The 23,273-nt window shown below is 64.2% G+C and carries 20 protein-coding genes; 11 read left to right on the top strand and 9 right to left on the bottom strand.

The genetic code is table 11. From position 1 onward, the window contains the following. Positions 1 to 4: 4 nt before the first annotated feature. From gloA2 to AC3WUT_RS12305, 6 genes are all read right to left on the bottom strand, one after another. The gene (gene gloA2 / locus AC3WUT_RS12280) at positions 5 to 415 is read right to left on the bottom strand and encodes an SMU1112c/YaeR family gloxylase I-like metalloprotein (RefSeq protein ID WP_492347347.1); all 411 of its coding nucleotides are present in this window, start codon (positions 413 to 415) and stop codon (positions 5 to 7) included. Position 416: 1 nt separating this feature from the next. Further along, complete coding sequence (locus tag AC3WUT_RS12285; RefSeq protein ID WP_492347348.1) at positions 417 to 1,490, bottom strand: ABC transporter ATP-binding protein; 1,074 nt, start codon at positions 1,488 to 1,490, stop codon at positions 417 to 419. Positions 1,491 to 1,502: 12 nt separating this feature from the next. Continuing rightward, entirely contained in the window at positions 1,503 to 2,360 is an 858-nt protein-coding gene (locus AC3WUT_RS12290) for a carbohydrate ABC transporter permease (protein ID WP_492347349.1), read from the bottom strand. Then, positions 2,350 to 3,228 carry a carbohydrate ABC transporter permease gene (locus AC3WUT_RS12295; RefSeq protein WP_492347350.1) on the bottom strand — a complete coding sequence of 293 codons (879 nt, stop codon included), beginning with the start codon at positions 3,226 to 3,228 and terminating at the stop codon, positions 2,350 to 2,352. The genes AC3WUT_RS12290 and AC3WUT_RS12295 overlap by 11 nt, the downstream gene beginning before the upstream one ends. A 142-nt stretch (positions 3,229 to 3,370) precedes the next feature. Beyond that, positions 3,371 to 4,636 carry a carbohydrate porin gene (locus AC3WUT_RS12300; RefSeq protein ID WP_492347351.1) on the bottom strand — a complete coding sequence of 422 codons (1,266 nt, stop codon included), beginning with the start codon at positions 4,634 to 4,636 and terminating at the stop codon, positions 3,371 to 3,373. Between the two features lie 133 nt (positions 4,637 to 4,769). Further along, positions 4,770 to 6,020 carry an ABC transporter substrate-binding protein gene (locus tag AC3WUT_RS12305; RefSeq protein WP_492347352.1) on the bottom strand — a complete coding sequence of 417 codons (1,251 nt, stop codon included), beginning with the start codon at positions 6,018 to 6,020 and terminating at the stop codon, positions 4,770 to 4,772. 211 nt (positions 6,021 to 6,231) lie between these two features. Here AC3WUT_RS12305 and AC3WUT_RS12310 point away from each other — a divergent pair, with 211 nt between their 5' ends. After that, positions 6,232 to 6,954, top strand: coding sequence for a response regulator transcription factor (locus tag AC3WUT_RS12310; protein WP_492347353.1), 723 nt, complete (start codon positions 6,232 to 6,234; stop codon positions 6,952 to 6,954). 10 nt (positions 6,955 to 6,964) lie between these two features. Beyond that, on the top strand, positions 6,965 to 8,371 hold the full coding sequence (locus AC3WUT_RS12315; RefSeq protein WP_492347354.1) for a sensor histidine kinase: 1,407 nt from the start codon (positions 6,965 to 6,967) through the stop codon (positions 8,369 to 8,371). 22 nt (positions 8,372 to 8,393) lie between these two features. On the opposite strand, the gene pgi is transcribed toward AC3WUT_RS12315, so the two are convergent. Beyond that, positions 8,394 to 9,980 carry a glucose-6-phosphate isomerase gene (pgi, locus tag AC3WUT_RS12320; RefSeq protein WP_492347355.1) on the bottom strand — a complete coding sequence of 529 codons (1,587 nt, stop codon included), beginning with the start codon at positions 9,978 to 9,980 and terminating at the stop codon, positions 8,394 to 8,396. A gap of 65 nt (positions 9,981 to 10,045) precedes the next feature. After that, a complete protein-coding gene (gene tal / locus AC3WUT_RS12325; RefSeq protein WP_492347356.1) occupies positions 10,046 to 10,993 on the bottom strand; it encodes a transaldolase in 948 nt (315 codons plus the stop codon). Positions 10,994 to 11,151: 158 nt separating this feature from the next. On the opposite strand from tal, the gene zwf reads away from it, so the two are divergent. The 9 genes from zwf to AC3WUT_RS12370 all read left to right on the top strand — a co-directional run bounded on the left by zwf (position 11,152) and on the right by AC3WUT_RS12370 (position 21,621). Next, a complete protein-coding gene (zwf, locus tag AC3WUT_RS12330; RefSeq protein ID WP_492347357.1) occupies positions 11,152 to 12,657 on the top strand; it encodes a glucose-6-phosphate dehydrogenase in 1,506 nt (501 codons plus the stop codon). Positions 12,658 to 12,792: 135 nt separating this feature from the next. After that, the gene (locus AC3WUT_RS12335) at positions 12,793 to 13,638 is read left to right on the top strand and encodes a MurR/RpiR family transcriptional regulator (RefSeq protein WP_019576476.1); all 846 of its coding nucleotides are present in this window, start codon (positions 12,793 to 12,795) and stop codon (positions 13,636 to 13,638) included. A gap of 168 nt (positions 13,639 to 13,806) precedes the next feature. Then, positions 13,807 to 14,586, top strand: coding sequence for a DUF3047 domain-containing protein (locus AC3WUT_RS12340; protein WP_492347358.1), 780 nt, complete (start codon positions 13,807 to 13,809; stop codon positions 14,584 to 14,586). 166 nt (positions 14,587 to 14,752) lie between these two features. Beyond that, a complete protein-coding gene (locus tag AC3WUT_RS12345; RefSeq protein WP_492347359.1) occupies positions 14,753 to 15,733 on the top strand; it encodes an ABC transporter permease in 981 nt (326 codons plus the stop codon). Then, entirely contained in the window at positions 15,733 to 16,965 is a 1,233-nt protein-coding gene (locus tag AC3WUT_RS12350) for a M20 aminoacylase family protein (protein ID WP_492347360.1), read from the top strand. The genes AC3WUT_RS12345 and AC3WUT_RS12350 overlap by 1 nt, the downstream gene beginning before the upstream one ends. Before the next feature lie 64 nt (positions 16,966 to 17,029). After that, complete coding sequence (locus AC3WUT_RS12355; protein WP_492347361.1) at positions 17,030 to 18,610, top strand: ABC transporter substrate-binding protein; 1,581 nt, start codon at positions 17,030 to 17,032, stop codon at positions 18,608 to 18,610. A 68-nt stretch (positions 18,611 to 18,678) separates the two neighbouring features. Next, entirely contained in the window at positions 18,679 to 19,590 is a 912-nt protein-coding gene (locus tag AC3WUT_RS12360) for an ABC transporter permease (RefSeq protein ID WP_492347362.1), read from the top strand. Positions 19,591 to 19,612: 22 nt separating this feature from the next. After that, a complete protein-coding gene (locus AC3WUT_RS12365; protein WP_492347363.1) occupies positions 19,613 to 20,596 on the top strand; it encodes an ABC transporter ATP-binding protein in 984 nt (327 codons plus the stop codon). Beyond that, on the top strand, positions 20,593 to 21,621 hold the full coding sequence (locus AC3WUT_RS12370) for an ABC transporter ATP-binding protein (protein ID WP_492347364.1): 1,029 nt from the start codon (positions 20,593 to 20,595) through the stop codon (positions 21,619 to 21,621). Before AC3WUT_RS12365 ends, AC3WUT_RS12370 begins: the two co-directional genes overlap by 4 nt. 275 nt (positions 21,622 to 21,896) lie before the next feature. Here AC3WUT_RS12370 and AC3WUT_RS12375 read toward each other — a convergent pair whose 3' ends face one another. Further along, positions 21,897 to 23,036 (bottom strand): porin, encoded by a 1,140-nt coding sequence (locus tag AC3WUT_RS12375; protein ID WP_492347365.1) that lies wholly within the window; start codon positions 23,034 to 23,036, stop codon positions 21,897 to 21,899. Positions 23,037 to 23,273 lie beyond the last annotated feature (237 nt).

The raw sequence follows: 23,273 nt of genomic DNA on the forward strand, positions 1-23,273 counted from the left end.
ATGATCAGACCGGCTGCACCAACTCGATCGGCAGGCCGTCGGGGTCGGCGAAAAAGGTGAAGGTGGCACCGGTCACTTCGTCGGTGCGCAGCGGCTCGACCGGCACGCCCTGGGCCTGCAGATGGGCCACCCAGGCGGCCAGGTCGGCCACACGCAAGGCCAGGTGGCGCAGGCCACAGGCTTCGGGCCGCGAAGGCCGCGCCGGCGGTGAGGGAAACGAGAACAGCTCCAGTTGGGTGCCATCGGGCAGGGCCAGGTCGATCTTGTGCGACTGGCGCTCGGCCCGGTACTGCTCGTGCAGCACGGGCAGGCCCAGCACCCGGGTGTAGAAGTCGCGTGACCGCCGCACATCGCTGCAGATCAGCGCGACGTGGTGCGGGCCCAGCAGCGGGGGCACCGTCGGATCGGGCGCCATGTCAGGCCCGACGCATTTCGCTGGCCCCATCGAACCAGTGGGCGTGGCCGGGCGCCACCGCGATGCCGACCCGATCGCCCGGGCGCACCCGGGTCTGGGCGCCGGTGCGCAGGGTCAGGGTGCCCGACGAGGTGTCGACCACCACATAGGTGTCGGGGCCGGTGGGCTCGACCACGCTGACCTCGCCACGCCAGGGCGAGGCGTCGTCCAGCAGCAGGTGCTCGGGCCGCACGCCCAGCAGCAGCTCCTGCCCCGGCGCCACAGCGCCGACCGGGCCTGCCAGGGGCAGCGACTGGCCCAGCATCTCGAAACTGCCACCGTGTTGCCGGCCGCGCACCAGGTTCATGGTGGGCGAGCCGATGAAGGTGGCCACATAGGTGTTGGCCGGGTGGTTGTAGATCTCGTCGGGGGTGCCCAGTTGCTGCACCACGCCACCCTTCATCACCGCGATGCGCGAGCCCAGGGTCATGGCCTCGACCTGGTCGTGGGTGACGTAGACGCTGGTGATGCCGCTGGTCTGGTGCAGGCGCTTGATCTCGGCCCGCATTTCGACGCGCAGCTTGGCGTCCAGGTTGGACAGGGGTTCGTCAAACAGGAACAGCTGGGGCTGCCGGGCCAGGGCCCGGCCCATGGCCACGCGCTGGCGTTGCCCGCCCGAGAGCTGGCTGGGCCGGCGGTCCAACAGGTGTTCGATCTGCAGCATGGCGGCCACCTGGGCAATGCGGGCCTGGCGCTCTACCTTGGGGATCTTGCGCATTTCCAGGGCAAAGCCGATGTTGTCGGCCACGCTGAGCGTGGGGTAGAGCGCATAGCTCTGGAACACCATGGCGATGTCGCGGTCGCGCGGGGGCATGCCCACCACGTTGCGATCGCCGATGCGGATCTCGCCTTCGCTGGGGTCGTCCAGCCCCGCAATGATGTTGAGCAGGGTGGATTTGCCACAGCCCGAAGGGCCCACCAGGATCAGAAACTCGCCGGGCTCGACATGGATGTCGATGCGCTTGAGCACCTCGACACTGCTGTCGCCACGACCGTAGCGCTTGTTGATGCCCGAAATTTGCAACGATGAAGCCATTTGCCTTACCTCTCAACCCTTGACCGCGCCGGCCGTGAGCCCGCGCACAAAAAATTTGCCTGCCAGCACGTAGATGGCCATGGTCGGCAGGCCCGCGATGATGGCGGCCGCCATGTCCACGTTGTAGGCCTTGACGCTGCTGGACGTGTTGGCCAGGTTGTTCAGGCCCACGGTGATGGGCTTGGAGTCGGTGCCCGAGAACGTGACACCGAACAGAAAGTCGTTCCAGATGTTGGTGAACTGCCAGATCAGCGTGACCATCACGATCGGGGTGGACAGCGGCAGCACGATGCGCCAGAAGATCTGCCAGAAGCTGGCCCCGTCGATGCGCGCTGCATTGACCAGTTCACGTGGAATGGCGCTGTAGTAGTTGCGGAAGAACAGCGTGGTGCCGGCCAGCCCCGCCAGGCAGTGCACCAGGATCAGGCCGCCGATCGAGCTGGAGATGCCCAGCCAGCCCAGCACCTGGCTCATGGGCAGCAGCACCACCTGGAAGGGCATGAACACGCCGAACAGCAGCAGGCCGAACAAGGTGTCGCTGCCACGGAACTTCCACAGGCTGAGCACATAGCCGTTCAGGGCGCCCCACACGGTAGAGATCATCACGGCCGGCACGGCCATGCTGACCGAGTTCCAGAAGAAGGGCCGCAGGCCGTTGCAGTCCACCCCGGTGCAGGCCTGAGACCAGGCGATGGACCAGGACGCCCAGTTCAGCGACTGGGGCAGGGCCAGCAGGTCGCCGGCCCGGATCTCTTCGGCCGTCTTGAGCGAGGTCACCAGCATGGCGTACAGCGGCAACAAAAAGAACACGGCAGCAGCCAGCAAGGTCAGGTAGACCAGCAGCCGCGCCAGCAAGGATTTAGCGCTCATGGGGCTTGCTCCGCAATTCGCTGTAAAGGTAGGGAACCACCAGGGCGGCCACGGTGGCCAGCATCATGGTGGCGCTGGCGGCACCCAGGCCGATCTGCCCGCGTGAGAAGGACATGGTGTACATGAAGGTGGCCGGCACATCGCTGGCGTAACCGGGCCCACCGGCGGTCAGGGCCATGACCAGGTCGAAGCTCTTGATGGCCAGGTGCGACAGCACCATCAGCGTGCTGAAGAACACCGGGCGCAATGCCGGCAGCACGATGCGCCAGTAGATGCGGGGCAGCGAGGCGCCGTCCACCTGGGCGGCCTTGATGATGCTGTCGTCCACCCCACGCAGGCCGGCCAGGAACAAGGCCATGGCAAAGCCCGCGCTCTGCCAGATGCCGGCGATCACCACACAGTAGATGGCGTGATCGGTGCTGACCAGCCAGTCGAAGGTGAAATGCTCGAAACCCCAGCCGCGCACCAGTTGCTGCAGACCTTGTTCGGGGTTGAGCAGCCACTTCCAGGCCGTGCCCGTCACGATGAAGGACAGCGCCATGGGGTAGAGGTAGATGGTGCGCAAGGCGCCTTCGGCGCGGATCTTCTGATCCAGCAGCACGGCCAGCACCACGCCGATGGCCAGCGAGCCCAGCACGTAGCCGCCGCCGAAGATGGCCAGGTTCTGCAGGGCCAGCCACCAGCGGTCCATGGCCCAGAGTTTGTCGTACTGCATCAGGCCCACCCATTCGTAGTTGGGCAGCATGCGCGAGGCCGACAGGCTGAGCAGGCCGTTCCAGGCCATCAGGCCATAGATGAAGGCAAAGCCCAGCACGAAGGCGGGGGCCACCACCAGGCGGGGCAGCCAGTTTTCAAAGGAATTTTTCATGACTCACGGGGCATCGACATGCCAAAGGCCCTTCAAGCAAAAAAGGCGGGAGCACCAGGCGCTCCCGCATCAAAAGGCGGATCACGCCTTGGAGAACCAACCCGCAGACCGGGGGCAGTCGCCCTGCCCCCGGCATACCCGATTACCACCAGTACTCGACCTGTGCCCCCACCGTGGTGGCACTGCTGCGGCCACCCGCGCCGAAGGTGGCAGCGTTGGCGGCGCCTGCGGCCGTGTTCCAGTTGAAGCGGCTCAGGTAGACGCGAAATTCAGGACGGGTCCAGAACTTGTTGTCGGGCGAGAAGGCCACGGCCAGGGTGCCCTTGTTGAGGTGCTGGGTGGCTTGCCCATCGATGGCCCGCGAGGTGATGCCCACGTCGAGCAGTACTTTCACATTGCGCGCCACACCGTAAGACATGCGCCCCCCGATCGAGGTGTCCTTGTACTTGGCGGCGTTGTCCGGTTCGACCGTCTGGTAGCTGGCCAGCGCCTGGCCACCGAAGGCACCCAGTTGCCAGTCGATGACCTCGGCAATGCGGGTTTGCTTGGCGCCGGCCTGGGCTACCCCGGCGTTGTCCAGGCCGTAAAACTTGCCATCCAGGCCTGCGTGGCCCGAGGAGGTCTGGACAAACAGCGAGTTGTTCAGGCCCGGCAGCAGAAAGTCGGCCTGGTTGTGCAACAGGCCCAGGGCACCACCGTTCTGGCCGATGCCGAAGCGCCCGTTGATCGTGGCGCCGGTCAAGGTCAGACGACCGCCCGGGTTGACCGGCAGGTCGCGCAGCTGAAAGTTGGCGCGGCGCGCATTGTTGCTGCTGGCGTTGCTGTTGTCTGACGAGCCCTGGGTGTAGATCGCCAGATTGAGGCGGGCCTTGCTGCCCACGCGGATGCCATCCACACCGGCGCCGTAGTTGTCACCGTCCTGCATCAGCCAGTTGTCCAGGATGTGGATGTCCTGGATACGGTGGTAGCGCTGGCCGGCCCACAGGGTCAGGTCAGGGGCGAACTCCAGGCCGGTGATGTCGGCGTACACCTGGGCCGTGCCGGTGTTGCCGTTGTACACCTTGGGCATGTAGTAGGTGCCCCACTTCAGGCCGCCACCGAGGTCCCATTTCTTGCCGATGCCGAACTCGATGTAGTTGTCACCCTCATTGCCCAGGCGGTAATGCTGCAGGTCGCCACCGAGCTGGTATTGGCCTTTTTGCTGATTGCCCGAAGCCGAGTAGAAGCCGCCACGGCCGTAGCCGAACAGCTGCACGCCGTTGTCGTCCAGGGTCTTTTTGACCACAGCCTCGATCTGCTGGGTGGTGGCTTCTGACAGGGGAGCCGGGTCAGCCGCCTGAGCGCTCACGCTGCAGGCCAGCAAGGCCGCAGGGGCCAGTTGCCACAGGGAGGGGGAATGTTTGTTCATGTCTAGGTCTCCGAATTCAAGAGGTGTTCTGGCCGTGCCCGGGCATGGCTTCGCCCGACCGGTCGGCCTGGGCCGCCGGGTCTGCCGGGGAACGGTTGTGCAAAAGGGGATGGGGCGGAACGTGCCCCGGGGCTTACCGCGTCTTGGCGGCCTGAGCGATCTTCTTCATGGCGTCGGCCACGCTGACCTTGTCGTCATTCCAGAACTGGCTGACCACATCCTTGAGGGCACCTTCGGCCGCTGGGGCCACGGCCATGCCGTGCGCGATGCTGGGCACCAACCCGCCACCCTTGGCAGATTCGACGAAGTCTTTCGAGGACAGCTTGGCGCAGTCATCAAACTTGTCCATCTTCATGCCCAGGCGCACCGGGATCGAGCCCTTGTTGAGGTTGAACACCTCCTGGAACTCCGGGCTCATGATGGCCGCAGCCAGATCGCTCTGAGCCTTCTGGGCACTGGCCTCCTTGAGTTTGAACAGGATGAACGAGTCCACATTGAAGGTGAAGCTGCTGGCCGTGCCCGGGGCTGCGGCACACATGAAGTCCTTGCCAGGCACCTTGCCCGCGGCCACGAATTCGCCCTTGGCCCAGTCGCCCATCAACTGGAAGCCCGCCTTGCCCTGGATCAGCATGGCGGTGGCCAGGTTCCAGTCACGCCCCGGCGAGCCGGGGTCGACATACGACTTGACGCGGCGGAAGGTTTCGAGCGACTTCTTCATGGTGTCGCTGCCCAAGGCCTTGTCGTCGAGCTTGACCAGGGCGTCCTGGTAGAACTTGGCACCCCCAACGCCCAGCACCACCGACTCGAAGGTGGTGAAGTCCTGCCAGTTCTGGCCCCCGTGGGCCACCGGGACCAGGCCGGCTGCCTTGAGCTTGTCGGCCGCGGCAAAGAACTCGTCCCAGGTCTTGGGCATGGCGGCCACGCCGGCCTTCTTGAGGGCGTCGGAACTGGCCCACAGCCAATTCACGCGGTGCACGTTGACCGGTGCGGCCACATAACTGCCCTTGTACTTCATCACGTCGGCCACGACCTTGGGCAGCGACTCGTCCCACTTCTCGGCCTTGGCCACGCTGTCCATGTTGGCCAGCACGCCTTCGGCGGCCCATTCCTGGATGGCTGGGCCCTTGACCTGGGCGGCCGAAGGCGGGTTGCCCGACACGACGCGGCTCTTGAGCACCGTCATCGCGCTGTCACCACCACCGCCGGCCACGGCGAAGTCGCGCCAGGTGTGGCCCTTGGCCTGCATCATCTTCTTGAGTTCGGCAGCCGATTTGGCTTCGCCACCTGAAGTCCAGTAATGCAGGACTTCCACCTCACCGGCTTGCACCGACAGCGCGGCGCCGGCAGCCACCGCCAGTGCGGCAAGTTTCGACAACTTGAACATGCCCTCATCTCCTTTGTAGTGTTGGATCATCTCTCACACGTGGGCGTGTCACTCGCCGCATCGCGTTCATTAATTTAATTAAAATAATGAATGCCCCCATCAGGACTTACCCCTAAGAGACCGGCCCACCGCGTCGCCCCCTGCGCTCAGCCCGCGCAAAGCAGGCCAGAAAGCCACCAGCTCAGGCCATGGCCTTTGATATGCTCAAACGATGATCACGATCCTGATCGTTGAAGACGACGAACTCCTGCTCGATGCCCTGACCGGGCAACTCCTGCAATTGGGCTATGCGGTGCGCAGCGCGGGCAGCGTGGCCGAAGCCCAGGCCGTGCTCGGGCGCGAGGGCATCGACGGCATGATTCTCGATCTGGGCCTGCCCGGACAAGACGGGTTGACCCTGCTGCCCTGGGCGCGCAAGAAGCTGAGCGGCCTGCCGGTGCTGATCCTGACGGCACGCGACGGTCTGGACGACCGCGTGCAGGGGCTGAACGCCGGGGCCGACGACTACATGACCAAGCCTTTCAACATGGTCGAACTGCAGGCCCGGCTGCAAGCCATGCTGCGGCGCGCCCGACTGCCCGCCTTTTCGCAGGCCACGGCGGGAGCCACCGGCCACTGGAGCACCGTGGGGCCGCTGCGCATCGACCCCCAGACCCGCGAGGCCACCCTGGCCGACGAAGCCCTCGAGCTGACCCAGCGCGAATGGGAACTGCTGGAGTTGCTGGTCAACCGCTGCGGCGAAGTGGTGACCCGTGACGACGTGCTGGCCGCCTGGCGCGCGGTGCCGCCCGAGCCGGGTCAGGCTGCGGCGCCCTTGAACTCGAATGCACTTGAGGTGTATGTGCATCGGCTGCGCAAGAAGCTGGACCCCTCGAACCTGAACATCCGCAACATCCGGGGCCTGGGCTACATGCTTGAAAAGCCCCCGGCCTGAAGCGCCCCCCATGGCCCGCCCGCCGCCCCTGCCCGGGGTCTCCCTCAAACGGCAGTTGCTGCTGTGGCTGTTGCTGCCGCAACTGGTGCTGTGGTTGACTGGGGGCGTGCTGGCCTGGCGCGTGGCCCTTGAAAACGGCGAGCGCGGCATCGATCAGAGCCTGACCCAGTCGGTCAAGGCCCTGGCGCGGCAGATCAAGCCGATCGGCGATGGGCTGCTGGTGGACTTTCCCAAGGCGGCCCAGGACATCCTGGAGCAAGACCCGGCCGACCGCATCAGCTACATGGTGTCCTCGCCCCCGGGTCGTTTCCTGCTGGGCAATGCGCAATTGCCGCCGCCCCCGGCCGACAAGGCCCAGGCCGAGCCCGGCGAAGCCGTGCTCTACGCGGGGGTGGTGGATGAACGCCCGGTGCGCGTGGTGTCCCTGGAGGTGGATTACGGCTCGCCGGGCAGCAAGCAGCGCCTGCGCGTGCAGGTGGCCCAGAGCCTGACGGTGCGCGAGCGCATCGCCCACGAGTTGCTGGAAAAGATCCTGCTGCCCATGGGGCTGATGGGTCTGGTGCTGAGTGCACTGGTCTATGCCGGGGTACTGCGGGGCCTGCGCCCGCTGAAGCGGCTGGAGGCCGAGATCGAACTGATCGGCGCCAGCCCGCAACCCGGCCACGAGCCCCTGCCCAGCGTGGCCCTGAGCACCGCACCGCAAGAGGTGCATTCGCTGGCCAGCACCATCAACCGCCTGCTGGCGGCGGTGGCCAAGGGGCAGGTCAAGGAAAAGCAGTTTCTCAACGACGCCGCCCACCAGCTGCGCACCCCCCTGGCCGGCCTGATCGGGCAAACCGACCTGGCCCTGCACGAGATGCAGGACTCGCCGGCCCGAGAGCGCCTGATCAAGGTGCGTGCCGCGGCCCAGCGCAGTGCCCACCTGGTGCACCAGTTGCTGCAACTGGCCCGTTCAGAGACGACGGTGGAGCTGCAACCGCTGGACCTGCCCAACCTGGCCCGCGAGGTGGCCCGTGACTGGACCGCCCGGGCCCTGGCCGCTGGCGTGGACCTGGGCTACGAGGGGGAAGAGCATCTGAGCCTGCCAGGCAACCCATTGCTGCTGCGCGAGGCCTTGAGCAATCTGCTGGACAACGCCTTGCACTATGCCGGCCCCGGCAGTGTGGTGACCGTGCGGGTGCGTCCGCAGGGCCCGGCTCAGGTCGAACTGTCCGTCGAGGACAACGGGCCTGGTGTGCCCGAGGAGCAACTGCCCCATCTGTTCCAGCGCTTCTGGCGGGGCAGTGAGAAGGCGGGCGGTTGCGGCCTGGGGCTGGCCATCGTCGAAGAGATTGCCCAACGCCACCGCGGCCAGGTCTTTGCCCAAACGCTGCAGCCGCACGGGCTGCAGGTGGGCCTGCGCCTGCCGGTGGGCTGAAGCCAGCGTTTTTCTGAAGGCGTCAGAAACGCGGACGGAACTGGCGCAGCAGACCGGCCGTGGACGCGTCCAGCCCGCGCACATCACCCGTGGCCAGGCGGGGCTGGATGTCTTGGGCCAATTGCTTGCCCAGCTCGACCCCCCATTGGTCAAAACTGTTGATGCCCCACACCGAACCACTGACGAAGACGCGGTGCTCGTAAAGCGCCACCAGCGCGCCCAGGGTGGCCGGGTCCATGCGCTCCAGCACAAAGAAGGTGCTGGGTCGGTTGCCCGGAAAGTGCCGGTGTCCGCCGGCATCACTGCGCCCCTGCAACAGGGCCTGGGCCTGGGCCAGGGCGTTGGCCACCAACTGGGCATGGTGGCCCGGCAGGTCATGCGCCGGCTCGCGCACGGCGATGAACTCGACGGGCACGATGTCGGTGCCCTGATGGATCATCTGGAAGAAAGCATGTTGGCCATTGGTGCCGGGCTCGCCCCAGACCACGGGCGAGGTGCTGAAGCCCAGGCTGCGCCCCTGCAGGTCGACCCGCTTGCCGTTGCTCTCCATCTCAAGCTGCTGCAGGTAGGCGGGCAGACGGCGCAAGCCGTGGTGGTAAGGCGCCACGCTGCGGCTGGCAAAGCCATGAAAGTTGCGGTACCAGACATCGAGCAGGCCCAGGCGCACCGGCAGGTTGCGCTCCAGTGGCGTCTGGGCAAAGTGCAGGTCCATGGCGTGGGCACCGCCCAGCAGGGCCTGGAAGCCGGGGGCCCCGATGGCGATGGCCAGCGGCAGGCCAATGGCCGACCACATCGAATAGCGCCCCCCCACCCAGTCCCGAAAGCCGAAGGTGGTGCGGATACCAAAGGCCTGGGCGGCCTCCAGGTTGGTGGTCAGTGCCACGAAGTGGCGTGCCAGATCTGCCCCGCCCTGCTCAAGAAACCAACGCCGCGCACTGTGGGCGTTGGTCATGGTCTCGCGGGTGGTGAAAGTCTTGGAGGCCACCAGGAACAGGGTGTGCGCCGGGTCGATCTGCTCCAGCACCTCGCCCAGCTCATCGCCATCGACATTCGAGACAAAGTGGAATCGCTTGCCCGGCAGCGCATGCGCCTGCAGGGCCACCACGGCCATCTGCGGCCCCAGGTCGGAGCCACCAATGCCGATGTTCACGATGTCGGTGATCTGGGTGTCGGCCCGTACGCTCTCGGCAAAGGCCAGCATGTCGCGCAAGGTGCTGTTGACGTCGGGCATGGCCGCATCGGCCACGGTCCCCTGGAACACCGGCAGCACCGCCCCATCCGGATCCGTGCAGTGCTGATTGCGCAGCAGGTGGTGCATGACCGCCCGGCCCTCCGTGCTGTTGATGGCCTCACCTGCCAGCATCGCATCGCGGTGCGCCTCCAGCCCGGTCTCACGCGCCAGCTGCATCAGCAAGGCCTCGGCCTGGGCGTCGATTCGGTTCTTCGAGAGATCGGCAAAAACATGCGGCGCGCTCAGGCTGAAGCGTGAAAAACGCGCCGGATCGCGTTCGAAATCGGCACGCACGTCAAAGTGACGCCCGTGCTGCTCGAAGTACGACAGCAGTTGGGGCCAGGCAGGGGTCTCGTCGCAGCGAAGTCGCTGTTTCATACAGTCCTTGAGTGGGTCGGGTCGAACATCGGATGGCCCGGCGCAAGACCGGGCCCAGGGAGGCCTCAAACCGCGAGCATCAGCTTTTCGAGTTTGATGGCATCAGCCGCAAAGGCCCGGATGCCTTCGGCCAGCTTTTCGGTGGCCATGGCATCTTCGTTGAGGGCAAAACGGAAACTGGCTTCGTCGTACTGGATCGGGTTCAGCGGCAGCGATTTGGCGGCCTCGGCGTCGAGCGAGCGGACAAGCGGCGCCTCACTGGCCGCCAACTGGGCCAGCAGATCGGGCGCGATGGTGAGCAAGTCACAACCAGCCAATGCGGTGATCTGGCCCAGGTTGCGGAAGCTGGCGCCCATCACTTCGGTGGCAATGCCGAAATGCTTGTAGTACTCGTAGATCTTGCGAACCGACTGCACGCCCGGGTCATTGGCCCCTGAAGAAGCCGCTTCGTCCCACTGGGCGCCCGCCGACTTCTTGTACCAGTCGTAGATGCGGCCCACAAAGGGAGAGATCAATTGCACCCGCGCCTGGCCGCAAGCCACGGCCTGGCAGAACGAGAACAACAGGGTGAGGTTGGTGTGGATGCCCTTGCGCTCCAACTGGGCCGCCGCCTGGATGCCTTCCCAGGTGGCTGCGATCTTGATCAGCACCCGGTCGGTGGGCAGGCCAGCGGCCTGGTAGAGCTCGATCAGGCGTTCGGCCCGGGCCACGGTGGCCGCCGTGTCAAAGCTCAGGCGGGCATCGACTTCGGTGGAGACCCGCCCCGGGATCAGGGCCAGGATTTCGCGGCCGAAGGCCACCAGCAGGCGGTCCATGATCTCGTCCAGGGGACGGTCACGGAAATGCTGCACGGTCTGGGCCAGCAGCGGCTGATACTCAGGCTTTTGCACGGCCTTGAGGATCAGGGAAGGATTGGTTGTGGCATCTTGCGGGCGGAAAGCGCCCAGTTGCTTGAAGTCACCGGTATCGGCCACCACCGTGGTGAACTGGCGAAGTGCGTCGAGTTGGTTCATGGCATCCTGAAAAAATAATCTTGTTCATGCCCGCAAAGCCGAAATGGTAACTTGATTACATCGACATCTCAATACAAAATACAAGAACTGCAAATTTCCTGGCGTTTTCAGGAAAAACCAAGAAACTCAGTTACGAAACCAAATTACATTACCGAGCCATGCAAAGCACCCCTGACATTGTGAAGCCTGCGAGCTTCGACCTGATCCTGTTTGGCGGCACCGGCGACTTGGCTTGGCGCAAGCTGATGCCTGCCCTGTTCCAGGCGTTCCGACATGGTTCGCTGCCAGATGGCGGTCGGATCATAGGCGTCGCTCGTGACAAACTCACAGACGAACAATATCGCAGTCTGATCGAGACACGCTTTCGCGAAGTTGACGGCCCGAAGCAGCCCAACCCCGAAGAGTTCGCGCGTTTTGCGGCCTTGCTGCACTACGTGCGCATGGACCTGTCCCAACCCGAGGACTACCAGGCACTGGCCAGCACACTGGCCGAGCGCGATGCCGCCACGGTGGTGATGTACGTGGCCACGGCGCCCGCCCTGTTCACCACCGTGGTCGAGCAGTTGGCTGCAGCGGGCCTGAACACCCCGCGCACCCGGGTGGTGCTCGAAAAACCCCTGGGCCACGACCTGGCCTCCAACCGCGCGATCAATGCGGCCGTGGGGCGTGCCTTTGGCGAGCGGCAGATCTTCCGCATCGACCATTACCTGGGCAAGCCCGCGGTGCAGAACCTGTTTGCGCTGCGTTTTGGCAACGCCTTGTTCGAGCCGCTGTGGCGGCGCGAGAACATCGCCAACATCCAGATCACGATCGCCGAAGACCTGGGGGTGGAAAAGCGCGGCCAGTTCTATGACAGCACGGGCGCCCTGCGCGACATGGTGCAGAACCACGCTTTGCAGTTGCTGTGCGCGATCGCCATGGAGCCGCCGATCAATGCCCACGCCGATGCGATCCGCGACGAAAAGCTGAAAGTGCTGCGCTCACTCAAGGCCTGGACGCCCGAGACCCTGACACAACACGTGATCCGGGGCCAGTACAGCGCCGGCTCACGCCACGGCAAGGCCGTTCCAGGCTACCTGGACGAGGCCGGCGTACCGACCGACAGCGACACCGAGACTTACGTGGCCTTGCGCACCGAGATCGAGAACTGGCGCTGGGCCGGCGTGCCTTTCTACATCCGCACCGGCAAGCGGCTGGCGGCGCGGGAGGCCCACATCACGGTCAACTTCCGCCCCACACCGCACCCGATCTTCAAGGCCCCGATCGGTGCCGCCAACAAGCTGGTGATCAACCTGCAGCCGCGTGACGGGCTGGAGCTGCACCTGCTGGCCGAAGGGCGAACCCAGCGCAACACCACGGCCTCAAGCACCGGGGCCACGCAGACGCTGGCGCCGGTGCAGTTGGATCTGGATTTCGACAAGCGCTTCGGCAACGAGCGGGTCGGTGCTTACGAGCGCCTGCTGCTTGACGTGATTGACGGCCGGCTGAACCTGTTCGTGCGCAGCGACGAGCAGGAAGAGGCCTGGCAATGGGTACAACCGATCCTGGAGCACTGGCAGGCTGGCCAGATGCCCCCCCGCCCCTACGCCGCAGGCACCTGGGGACCCAGTGCCGCCAGCGCCATGATCGCGCGTGACGGCCATTGCTGGAGCGAAGAGGCCTGAGAAGAAGCTGTTCTGAGCCGCCGCGATCACGCGCAAAAGCCGACCCAGGCCTGGATGGAAGGCGGATTCTTGTTGTACCCTGAATGGTTGACGACATGAATCCGCTGTTTTTTTGCTCACTGAAAGTCCACTGCCATGCTAGACCGCATCAAAGCCTCCATGTCCTCTTTGGCGCCGGCAGAGCAGCGGGTGGCCCAGTTGGTTCTGAGCGACCCCCGGGCCTTTGCCAACCTGCCGGTCAGTGAGTTGTCGTACCGGGCCCACGTCAGCAAACCGACGGTGGTGCGCTTTTGCCGCAGCATGGGTTACGACGGGCTGTCTGATTTCAAGCTCAAGCTGGCCGGCAGCGTGAGCGAGGGCGTGCCCTTCATCCACCGCAGCGTGGATGCCGACGACAAGACCAGCGATGTGCTGGTGAAGGTGATCGACAACACCGTGGCGGCCTTCCTGAAGTACCGCAACGACGCCAGCACCACAGCCCTCGAGCGCGCCGCCGAAGCGATTGCCGGCACCTACAAGACGGGGCGCCGCATTGAATTTTTCGGCGTGGGCAACTCGGGCATCGTGGCGCAGGACGCGCAGCACAAGTTCTTCCGCCTGGGCATCACCTCGATTGCCTACAGCGATGGCCACATGCAGGTGATGAGCGCCTCGCTGCTGGGCCCGGGCGATTGCGTGGTGATCATCTCCAACTCGGGCCGCACCCGCGACCTGATGGACGCGGCCGACATTGCGCGCAAGAACGGCGCCACCACCATCGTGATCACCGCCAGTGGCTCGCCGCTGGCTTCGGCCGGGCACATCCACCTGGCCGCCGACCACCCTGAAGGCTATGACCGCTACAGCCCCATGGTGTCGCGCCTGTTGCACCTGATGATCATCGACGTGGTGGCCACCTGCGTAGCATTGCGCATCGGCAGCCCCTTGCAGCCCCTGCTCAAGGAAATGAAAAACAATCTGCGCAACAAGCGATACGCCTGAGCGCAGAACCCGGAACGCGGTCGGAGGCCGTCACACGGTCTTCAAGCTGCAGGCATCAACTGGAGCTGCTGGATGGCCCTCCAGCTCAACGGAGTGTGTGGCGTGGACAACAAATCTCTTCGGTGCATCAGGTCTGGAGCCCTCCCTGGCCTTCGCTGGAAATCAGTCATGGTGTGGAGCGCGACCGCATTGGTCAGCGCACTGACCAGCGTGCTGACCGGCTGCAGCCTGGCACCCACCCAGACCGGGCATGAGCACGATTACCCGGCCGAGGCGGTCACCCAATCCCCTTGGGCCCAGGCCTCGCAGCCCGAGGGCCTGGCGCCGCTGCCCTGGCGCAACCACCACTTCCCGGGCAAGCAGATCACCCATTTCCAGTACCAGCGCCTGGACGGACGCGACGCGGTGGAGGCCCAGGCTGACTCCTCGGCCAGCCTGCTGCGCCAGGTGTTGCGGGTGGAACCCGAGCGACTGGGCGCCTTGAAGTTTTCCTGGAAGGTGCCGGCGCTGATCACCGATGCCGACATGACACAGCGTGATGCCGACGACTCGCCGGTGCGCGTGATGCTGGCCTTTGACGGCGACCGCAGCAAGCTGTCCACGCGCAACGCGATGATGTCCGAACTGGCGCGTGCCCTGACGGGCGAAGATTTGCCCTATGCCACGCTGGTCTATGTGTGGAGCAACAAATTGCCTCAGGACAGCACCTTGAACAGCCCGCGATCGGACCGGATCCGCAAGATCGTGCTCGAATCGGGCCCGACCCACCTGGGACAGTGGTTGAACTATGAGCGCGACATCCGGGCGGACTACCAACGCTGCTTCGGCGAGGCCCCCGGCCCCTTGATCGGGGTGGCCATCATGACCGACACCGACAACACCCGCTCCCACAGCCAGGCCTGGTATGGGCCGGTGCAGTTGCAGTTGAAGCCCACCGCCAAGCCCTGAAAACCACCGCCACTGAACACTTCATTCAGTGAGCGCTCCATGGTTCGGGGGGCGGCATCATAAAGGGCAACGGGGGCCCACTCGCGTGATGGGATTCCCTGTATCGGCACAGGAATTGCTCTGCTAGCATGTTCATTCAATACTTGCTGGTTGTTACCAATTTCTGATGTTCGCCTTCATTCTGCGTCGACTGGCCCAGGCCGTACTGGTGATGATCACCGTGGCCCTGATCGCCTTCATGCTGTTCCAGTTCGTCGGGGATCCGGTGGTGTTCCTGCTGGGGCAGGACGCGACGCCTGACCAGATCCGGGAATTGCGCACATCTCTGGGGCTGGACCAGTCCTTTGTGGTGCAGTTCTGGCGTTTTCTGCTCAACGCAGCCCAGGGCGAGTTCGGCCTGAGCCTGCGCCAGGGCGCCAAGGTGTCGCGCCTGATTGGCGAGCGCTTTCCGGCCACGCTGGAGCTGGCCCTGGTGGCCGCGGTGCTGGCCGTGGCGATCGGGGTGCCGATGGGGGTTTACGCCGCGCTGCGCCGGGGCAGCTTCGGCAGCCAGTTGCTGATGACGGTCTCGCTGCTGGGCGTGTCACTGCCCACCTTTCTGATCGGCATCTTGCTGATCCTGGGCTTTTCGGTGGGCTTGGGCTGGTTTCCGAGCTTCGGACGCGGCGAGACAGTCAGCCTGGGCTGGTGGAGCACCGGCCTGCTGACGGTGGATGGCTGGCACCACCTGGTGTTGCCGTCGATCACGCTGGCGATCTTTCAGCTGACACTGATCATGCGCCTGGTGCGCGCCGAGATGCTGGAGGTGCTGCGCACCGACTACATCAAATTTGCACGGGCCCGCGGCCTGTCCAACCGCACCATCCACTTCGGCCACGCGCTGAAAAACACCCTGGTGCCGGTGATCACCATCACAGGCCTTCAACTGGGCTCGCTGATTGCGTTTTCCATCATCACCGAGACGGTCTTCCAGTGGCCCGGCATGGGCTTGCTGTTCATCCAGGCCGTGACGTTTGCCGACATCCCGGTGATGGCTGCCTACCTGTGCCTGATTGCCCTGATCTTTGTGGTGATCAACCTGGTGGTGGATTTGTTGTATTTCCTGGTTGATCCGCGCCTGCGGACCGGCCGCTCCGGAGGTCATTGATGAAAACCGACACCGGCGTACCTCGTCTGCGTGCCACCGGCCGCGCGTTTGAGCACATTGCCCGCTTCCACCCCGAGCTGACAGCCTTCCGCCGTGACCTGCATGCCCACCCTGAGCTGGGCTTTGAAGAGGTGTACACCAGCGCCCGCGTGCGCGAGGCCCTGAAGCTGTGCGGGGTCGACGAGATCCATGAAGGCCTGGGCAAGACCGGCGTGGTGGCCGTGATCCATGGTCAGCGCCGCGACAGCGGGCGGCTGATGGGCCTGCGCGCCGACATGGATGCCCTGCCCATGGCCGAGCACAACGACTTTGCCTGGCGCTCCACCAAGAGCGGGCTGATGCACGGTTGCGGGCACGACGGACACACTGCCATGCTGATCGGCGCCGCCCGCTACCTGGCCGAAACCCGGCGCTTCAATGGTTCTGCCGTTCTGATCTTTCAACCGGGTGAAGAAGGCTACGCGGGCGCCAAGGCCATGATCGACGACGGGTTGTTCGAGCGCTTTCCGGTCGAGTCGGTGTACGGCATGCACAACTGGCCGGGCATGGCGGCAGGCACCATCGGCATCAACCCCGGCCCCATGATGGCCGCCGCCGACCGCATCACCATTGAGGTCAATGGGCGCGGCGGGCATGGGGCCCATGCCTACCAGACGATCGATCCGGTGCTGGTGGCCGGCCACATCATCACGTCGGTGCAAAGCATCGTGTCGCGCAATGTGCGTGGCATTGACAGCGCGGTGATCAGCCTTTGCGCGCTGCAAGCGGGCGATCTGGGTGCCATGAGCGTGATCCCTTCCAAAGCGACGCTGGTGGGCACGGTGCGCACCTTCTCACCCGAAGTGCAAGACCTGGTGGAGCGCCGCCTGAACGAGCTTTGCAGCGGCATCGCCATGGGTTTTGGCGCCACGGCCAGCGTGAACTACGAGCGCATCTACCCCGCCACCATCAACAGTGAGGCCGAAGCCCGCTTTGCCGGTGACGTCGCCCAGCACCTGGTGGGCAAGGACCACGTGGTGCGGGACCTGGAGCCGAGCATGGGGGCCGAAGACTTCTCCTTCATGTTGCAGGTCAAACCCGGTGCCTACTTTCGCATCGGGCAGGGCACCTCGCACAGCAGCGGCTACCTGCACAACAACCGCTACGACTTCAATGACGAGATCCTGCCGTTGGGTTCGGCCCTGCACGCGGGACTGATCGAACAAGGCATGCCCTTGACCGCGGCCGTTTGATGGCCTTCACCTGATTTTTCACCCCGCAACTGCGTTCAAAGACTCTCTATCCGAGGAGCTTCCGATGAAATTCAATCTTCAAGTCCTGTCGCTGGCTGCCGCCCTGGCCCTGGGGGCAAGCTCTGTGGCCGCCCAGAGCGTGACCATCCGAGTCGCCAACCAGGGTGATTCGCTGTCAATGGACCCGCACTCGCTCAACGAGTCGCTGCAGTTGAGCGTGACCGGTAACGTCTACGAGCCCTTGGTGGGGCGCAACAAGGACCTGAGCCTGGCACCGATGCTGGCCACGGCCTGGAAGCAGACCTCCCCCACCGTGTGGCGTTTTGAATTGCGCCAGGGGGTTCAGTTTCACGATGGCTCGCCCTTCACGGCCGATGACGTGCTGTTCTCGTTCAAGCGCACCCAGATGGACGGCTCGGACATGAAGAGCTACACGAACGACTTCAAAGAGGTGCGCAAGATCAATGACCATGTGGTCGAGATCGAAACCAAGACGCCCTTCCCCATCCTGCCCGATGTGGTGTCGCTGGTGTACATCATGAGCAAGAAATGGTGCGAGGCGAACCAGGCCGTGGGCCCGGTGGACCGCCGCAAGGGCATTGAAAACGCGGCGTCGTTCCGCGCCAATGGCACAGGTCCTTGGCGCCTGCGTGAGCGCCAACCCAATGTGCGCACCACCTTCTCGCGCAATGGCAGCTACTGGGGCAAGAACGAGAGCAATGCCACCGACATCATCTACACCCCCATCGGCAACGATGCCACGCGCGTGGCCGCCTTGCTGTCTGGCGAGGTCGATGTGATGGAACCCGTGCCGGTGCAAGACATCGAACGCGTGAACAGCAGCCCCAACACCCGCGCCATCACCGGCCCCGAACTGCGCACCATCTTCCTGGGCATGGACCAGAAGCGCGACGAACTGCTGTACTCCAACGTCAAGGGCAAAAACCCGTTCAAGGACAAGCGCGTGCGCCAGGCCTTCTACCAGGCCATCGACATCGACGGCATCAAGAAGACTGTGATGCGCGGCGCCTCGAATCCTTCGGCCCTGCTGGTGGGCCCGGGCATCAATGGCTTTCAGCCTGACATGAAGCGCCTGCCGTATGACGTGGAAGCCGCCAAGAAGCTGATGGCCGAAGCTGGTTACCCCAGTGGCTTTGAAGTGTCGATGAACTGCCCCAACGACCGGTATGTGAACGACGCCCGCATCTGCCAGGCCGTGGCCGCCAACCTGGCCCGCATCAACGTGAAGATCAACCTGCAGGCCGAGACCAAGGGCACCTACTTCCCGAAGATCCTGCGCCGAGACACCTCGTTCTACATGCTGGGCTGGACGCCCTCCACCTACGACTCGCACAACGCGCTCAATGCATTGGTGGCCTGCGTGGACGACAAGGGGGCCGGTCAGTTCAATCTGGGCGCGTATTGCAACCCCAAGGTCGACGACCTGACCAAGAAGATCCAGGCCGAGACCGACAAAACCAAGCGCAACGCGATGATCCGCGAGGCTTTTGAAATCCACAACGCCGACGTGGGCCACATCCCGCTGCACCAGCAATCGCTGGCCTGGGGCGTGAGCAAGAAGGTGCAACTGGTGCAATTGGCCGACAACTTCATGCCCTTCAAGTGGATGAGCATTGCCAAGTAAGCAGGCAGTCCAACGGTCATCCGCACCACCCCAGCCCCTGCACGGGCTGGGGCTCTGAGCGTCAGAACATGAAAAATCCCCTGGTACGCTGGCTTGACAGCGACGTCGGCCACAGCTTCCGGAGCTCTCCGGTGGCCGTGGTGGCGGCGCTGATCGCCTTCGTCTGCGTCTTCTGTGCCGCCTTTGCCGGCTGGGTGTCGCCACACAACCCCTTTGACCTGAGCGCACTGGAACTCAGTGATGCACGGTTGCCGCCCAGTTGGCGCCCCGATGGGGTCTCCAAGTACCTGCTGGGCACCGATGACCAGGGGCGGGACATTCTGTCGGCCGTCATTTATGGCGCCCGGATTTCGCTGGTGGTAGGCATTGCCTCGGTTTTTCTGTCGATGGCCCTGGGTGTGGCCCTGGGCCTGTTGTCAGGATTTCGCGGTGGCTGGATCGACGCCTTGCTGATGCGTTTGTGTGACGTGATGCTGTCGTTTCCGCCCATCCTCGTGGCCCTGCTGATTGCCGGGGTGGGCCGGGCGCTGTTTCCCAATGCCCACGAATCGCTGGCGTTCGGGGTACTGATCCTGTCGATCTCACTCACCGGCTGGGTGCAATATGCGCGAACCGTGCGCGGCTCGACCCTGGTCGAGCGAAACAAGGAATACGTGCAAGCGGCGCGGGTGACGGGGGTGTCGCCCTGGCGCATCATGGTCCGCCACGTGCTGCCCAACGTGCTGGGACCGGTGCTGGTGCTGGCCACCATCCAGGTGGCCACGGCCATCATCACCGAAGCCACGCTGTCGTTTCTGGGGGTGGGCGCCCCGCCCACCTCCCCCTCACTGGGCACCTTGATCCGCGTCGGCAACGATTATCTTTTCTCTGGCGAATGGTGGATTACCGTCTTTCCCGGTCTGATGCTGGTGCTGATTGCACTGAGCGTGAACCTGCTGGGCGATTGGTTGCGCGACGCGCTGAACCCGCGCCTGCGATGAGCTGGCCAAGGCCGAGGCAAACATGAGTCTTCTACAAGTCAAAGACCTGGTGGTGGAATTCCCCGGGCGGCGCGGTACGCTGCGCGCACTGGACCACGTGTCCTTCGAGATCGCCCCAGGCGAGATCCTGGGTGTGGTGGGTGAATCGGGGGCCGGCAAGTCATTGACGGGCGCCTCCATCATCGGGCTGCTGGAGCCCCCAGGTCGCATTGCATCGGGCGAGATCATCCTGCAGGGCGAACGCATCGACAACCTCAACTTTGAACAGATGCGCAGCATCCGGGGGCGCCGCATCGGGGCCATCTTTCAGGACCCCCTGACGTCCCTGAACCCACTCTATACCGTGGGCCACCAGCTGATGGAAACCATCCAGACGCACCTCCCGGTCAACCATGCAGAGGCCCGCAAGCGAGCCATCGAGTTGCTCAAGGACACAGGCATTCCGGCCGCCGAGCAACGCATCGAACACTATCCCCACCAGTTCAGCGGCGGCATGCGGCAACGCGTGGTGATCGCGCTGGCTCTGGCGGCCCAACCGCAGCTGATCGTGGCGGACGAACCCACCACCGCGCTGGATGTGTCGATCCAGGCCCAGATCATCACCTTGCTCAAGAATATTTGCCACGACCGCGGCGCCGCGGTGATGCTGATCACCCATGACATGGGCGTGATCGCCGAAACCTGCGACCGGGTGGCGGTGATGTACGCCGGCCGCATTGTCGAGACCGGCCCCGTGCACGAGGTCATCAACCACCCGAATCACCCTTACACCGCAGGCCTGATGGCCTCGATCCCGGACATGGCCGTCGATCGCGAGCGACTCAACCAGATCGACGGTGCCATGCCCCGCCTGAACGCGATCCCCACCGGCTGTGCCTACAACCCCCGCTGCCCGCAAGTGTTCGCCCGCTGCCGCACCGAACGCCCCGAACTGATGTCCACCTCAGGCACCCAGGCCGCCTGCTGGCTGCACGCACCGCAAGCGCCCCATGGAGACCCGGCATGAGCAGCCCCGCCCCCAACACGTCCAGAACCTCCGCACCGCTGGTGCAGGCCCACGATCTGGCCAAGACCTTTGATGTCTCAGCGCCCTGGCTGAATCGGGTGCTGGAAGGCAAACCCAGGCAATTGCTGAATGCGGTCGACGGCGTGAGTTTTGACATCGAGCGCGGACGCACCCTGGCCCTGGTGGGTGAGTCCGGCTGCGGCAAAAGCACGGTGGCCCGCCTGCTGGTGGGTCTGTACGAACCCACCCGGGGCCACATGAGCTTCGACGGGCAAGATGCCCATGCCGAGTTCAAGAAGCCCTCCGGCCGCCTGCTGCGTCGTCGCATCCAGATGATCTTTCAGGATCCCTACGCCAGCCTCAACCCACGCTGGACGGTCGAGGCCATCATTGGTGAGCCGCTGAGGGAACATGGCTTGGTCACTGGTGAAGCCGAACTGCGCGAGCGCGTTGGAGGCCTGCTGAAGTCTGTTGGACTCAGCGCCCTGGACATGCCCAAATACCCGCACCAATTCTCCGGCGGGCAACGCCAGCGGATCTCGATCGCCCGCGCGTTGGCCACCGAACCTGAGTTTCTGGTGTGTGACGAACCCACCTCTGCCCTGGACGTGAGCGTGCAGGCCCAGGTGTTGAACATCATGAAAGACCTGCAGCGAGAGCGTGGTCTGACCTATCTGTTCATCTCACACAACCTGGCCGTGGTGCGACACGTCAGTGATGAAGTGGGGGTCATGTACCTGGGTCGTCTGGTGGAACGGGCTGACAAACACACCTTGTTTGCGGCACCACGTCACCCTTACACCCGCATGCTGCTCGACGCCATTCCCGAGATGCGCCAAACCGGGCGAGCGCGTACGCCTGTGCAAGGCGAGGTGCCCAATCCGCTCAACCCTCCGGGTGGCTGCACCTTCCACCCGCGCTGCCCCCATGCCAATGAGCGCTGCAAGAGCGAACGGCCGGCGTGGCAAGTTCTGGGCGAGGGCCATTGGGTGGCCTGCCACGCTGTAGCGGAAAACCGGCTTTAACAGCCTAACTGACAAGCTATCGCCATTTCGTTTTGGCAAGAGCGTTCTCTCGCTGTCTTGAAACGAGACACGTCAGGCCTGATCATCCCCAATTGCGCCCCGACATCACAGCACCACCGGACCGCTCATGATGTCCTGTCTGAGCTCCGGGTGTCAGCTCATCCCTCTTGGCTTGGCTCCGGCATCCGACACTGGCTTCAGAAAGCAAAAAACCCCGCTGCGTTGCCGCAGCAGGGTTGATTTCTGATCAGAAGCTGGCTTACGCCAGCCACCAATTAGAAGGAGGTACGCAGACCCACGCCGAAGCCGGTCGACGATTGGTTGGCGTTCACAGCACCCGAAACGGCGCTCAGCGAACCCGAGCTGAACGAGCCAGCGGTGGTGACAGCGCCACCAGAGTTGCCGACGCGAGCGAAGATACCGTACACGGCAGTGCGCTTGCTCAGGTTGTAGGTGTAGCCGAAGGACCACTTGTCAGACTTGCCGCCGTCCAGCTTGATAGCGCTGTACTGAGCCAGCACGTTGCCAGCGCCCACGGGAGCGTTAGCACCGATGGACCAGCCCTTGACAGCCTTGTCGCCGGTAGCAGTAGCGATCTTTTGGTTGGTGATGGTACCCATGGCCTTGGCAACGCCGAAGTCATAGGAAGCGCCGAAGTTGGTGTCGGTGAAATCGCCAGCGGTGGTGGTAGCGAAGCCCAGGCCAGTGTCAACGGTACGGCCGTTGGCGTACTTGGTCTTGGCGTAAGCAACAGCCACATCGATCGGGCCTTGAGCGTAGCCGATACGGCCGCCGGTGTAGGTGCCGTTCTTGGAGGTGTCCAGACCGCTGGTGACTTCGTTGTCAGCGCGGTTGCCGAAAGCGTACATGCCTTGGCCGTAGAAACCGCCCAGCTTGCCCGGCAGGAAGTAGCCGATGGAGTTCGAAGCGCGAACGAAAGTCGGGCCCAGGCCGTTGCCAGAGTAGTTGGCCAGGGTGGCGCCAACGCTGTTAGCACCGAACGGATCGAACACAGCGGTGTTCCAGAACGACGGGGTGTAGTCGCGGCCAATACGCAGTTCACCGAAGTTGCCCGACAGGCTCAGGGTGGAACGACGGTTGAAGGTCAGGCCACCAGCGGCAACGTCAGCGCCTTGGTTCTTGGTGGAGGTGCCCGAAGAGCCGATGCCCGAAGCGGGGTTCAGAGCGGCTTCCAGGTGGAAGGAAGCGGCCAGGCCGCCACCCAGGTCTTCGGTGCCCTTGAAGCCCAGACGGCTGGAGCTGTTAGCCGAAGGAGAGATGCCGGAAACGCGGCCAGCTTGGGTCTTGACGTTTTCGTAGCCCAGGTCCAGAACGCCGAACAGGGTCACAGAAGATTGAGCCATAGCGGCGCCGGAAGCAGCCAGCACTGCCAGTGCAATCAGGGATTTTTTCATTGCGAGTTTCTCCAAGGTTAAACATAGGGCGCCGGTTCGAAGAACCGCAGGGTGCTGCCACAACTGCGATCCGCCGGTTCCCCGGGCCAACCTCCTTGATGGAAGTTCTCGCTATTGCAACAGACGTGCGGCATCCGCGCAAAGGAAATAACCCCCAAACCGGGCCTGCCTGGCGATTTCGTTGCACCTGTGCAACAAAACGACGAAGCCCATTCCTGCTCAGGATCAAACACCGGG

Source organism: Curvibacter sp. EU05-FHT14A10 (assembly GCF_058791075.1).